The sequence below is a fragment of the Colwellia sp. F1 genome (assembly GCF_056238625.1).
This window is the reverse complement of record NZ_JBWDLI010000092.1, coordinates 1-2303: the sequence shown is the minus strand read 5'-3', so window position 1 is coordinate 2303 and position 2303 is coordinate 1. Positions and strand designations below refer to the sequence as shown.

Sequence of the window (2303 nt, the reverse complement as noted above, 5' to 3'; positions counted from 1 at the left end):
GCGATCGAGTATTAACGCTGCGATCGCCTGTACCACTTCTGCTTGAGCAATAAACGGTTTGCGTGCCAGACCATCCATAATGGCTTGTCGCGCTGGGTTGCCCGCTCCGTCATAGACGGGCGGGTGAGATCGGCTCAGCGACTCAAGAAGTCCATCTCCGAATTCTTCAATAAAGTCATTCAGATCTACCGTAGGCCCGAAGCTATTAGCATCGAATGCTCCTGGAAGATTTTCGCTTACAGTGCCGGCCGATGCCGGTGATTTGGTCGTTGGGTACATGATCGTCTCTCCTATGAGTATCAAGAAATGACGGGCATGCACCTCCCCAGACGGGTTAGGTACAGCCCGTCTGGGGTGAGGTAGAGCGAATTTCGCTCTTAGTTAATAGTCTTCTGGCAGTAGCAGTGTTGTCGCGCTGCGATCTGCCTCTGTAATAACCCAAATTGTTAGCGTTGAGCTCACGCGGTAAACGGACATTAAGCGATCACCCTCTTGCAGGCTCTGCTCGTTTCGCTGAGCATCGCCTCCTGATACGTCTCCCCAATCACAAAATGCGTGACGTTTGAGAAGCGTTAAGGGGTTGAATAACCCGTCAGCAATCAGATCGTTCACAGCACGAGTCATCACAATTCGACCGAGACCAAATCTCGGCTTCTTCGTAGTTACGTTCGATACCGCCGCCTGTCGAGTAGGAGCCGATTCAGCTTCATCAATCTCACCGCTTTCTAAAGCATTTGCATCGCTATCATTGGCTGGTGGTACAGACGTTATCGTTAGCAGTTGACCCAGCTGTGTAGACCCTGCTGTCATTTCCCATGCCCGGATCACGGGTACAAACCGATCCGTTAGAACCCGGGTTTCTTTCACTGAGCCATCTTCATTCTCAGTGAATTCAGTTTTAGATATCTTGTCCTTGTGAGTATTGCCTTTAACTACCAGGTAACGCCCATCAGGTGATGTGACTACGCCAGTGATGGCACCGGCAGCTAACGAAAGCGCCAAATGCCAGTTCGATAAACGCCTGACAGGAGGTCTTGTTTTGAGACCTGTTCGGCCGAAAATGGCACCGACGTCAGACCATAATCCTCCCAGTTGAGTAACCTCTTCTTCCAATTGCATAGGCTCAATAGTCACTCGGTAGAAGTGCCCCATATCACCCTTCGCAGAAGGAACCACGTAGGGGTCGAAAGTCCATTCGTCTGGTAGAACATCCGGCGTCTCCTCTTTCATACCAACGCGAAGCAGCTGACTACGGTGTCGCTTAGTCTCTGCCTTGCCTTCCACCTCGTAGCGACGGGCTCTATTGCCAAAAATCACTACTTGCTGAAATTCATCGACGGCCGCCCGAAATACCCTCAGGTTGTTGAAGTGATTGGCTAACCATCCCGCAAACTCCTTGTCGAGCGAATAAGCCGGGATAATCAATACCAATACCCCCCCGTACTGGAGAGTATTGAACGTGCGCTGGTAGAAAAGCTTTTCAAGTCGCTGTCGACCTTTGCTCTCGTAATGCACGTTTTGGGCACTGTCGGCGACAAGATCACCATAGGGGGGGTTGAGCCAAAGCAGCCCCATGGTTCTCTGTGAGACAACGGTGTCCATGAGGTCACCTTGTAGCGATGAATCCACTAAAGATGCCATTGTGGTCGCTCGCTCAGGATCGTACTCGACACCAAAGGCATGGACATATTCACGGCCCAGGTAGTGTGCTACTTCTGCGATCGCTGCGCCCTCACCCGCACAGGGGTCAAAGATCCGCATTTCACCAACAGATGGCTGCAAAGCTTTTAAAACTCGTTCAGTTGAACGTGCATCTGTTGGGTAATAGCCGTTCTTTGCATAATTGTGCGCCAGGCGCGGAAACATGAGTGCCATGAGGCACCTCCTGAATGAAATTAAGGGTGGGAATAAGAAGGCGCGGACAAGCCACGCCAGAAGGAAGTAGATTCAAGGCTCGGTGGTGAGGTGGCCAGCTCGGATCATCTCGCTAATGCACATCGCCATTGCGTTCTGATCCAGCTTGATTTCCCAAGCGTTGAGCCGTCCCAGCGAGTTTTGAGCAGGAACAATGGCATTCTGCTGATGCAGCCATGCCATAACCTGTTCTTGCCAGTGATCGAGGAGCGGTAGAGGACATAAGTCATTAATCCGCTGCCACAGCCTGTTTTCAATCGACTCTGAAGTCTCGCGCTCAATAAGCATGACTGCTTCAAGATTGGCCCGATCAGGACTCACGCAGCGCTGATCAAACAGCCATACCTGCACCAGGCTACCGGAGCGGGTCGTTTGAAAGGCCCGAGTCG

The 2303-nt window shown here is 51.7% G+C and carries 3 protein-coding genes; all 3 read right to left on the bottom strand.

Going from position 1 to position 2303, the window contains the following annotated elements; genetic code table 11:
• Positions 1-279, bottom strand: a 279-nt coding sequence (locus AC0UA9_RS17610) for a hypothetical protein (RefSeq protein WP_475662068.1), incomplete at its 3' end; no start/stop codon positions are given.
• Positions 280-381: 102 nt separating this feature from the next.
• Positions 382-1875: a DUF6094 domain-containing protein gene (locus AC0UA9_RS17605; RefSeq protein WP_475662066.1), complete on the bottom strand. Its 1494-nt coding sequence runs from the start codon at positions 1873-1875 to the stop codon at positions 382-384.
• A gap of 72 nt (positions 1876-1947) precedes the next feature.
• The coding region (locus AC0UA9_RS17600) for a hypothetical protein (RefSeq protein WP_475662063.1) at positions 1948-2303 on the bottom strand (356 nt) is incomplete at its 5' end.

Coding starts and splice junctions, on each gene's coding strand:
- AC0UA9_RS17605 (WP_475662066.1), bottom strand. CDS start 1,875: ATGGCACTCATGTTTCCGCGCCTGGCGCACAATTATGCAAAGAACGGC.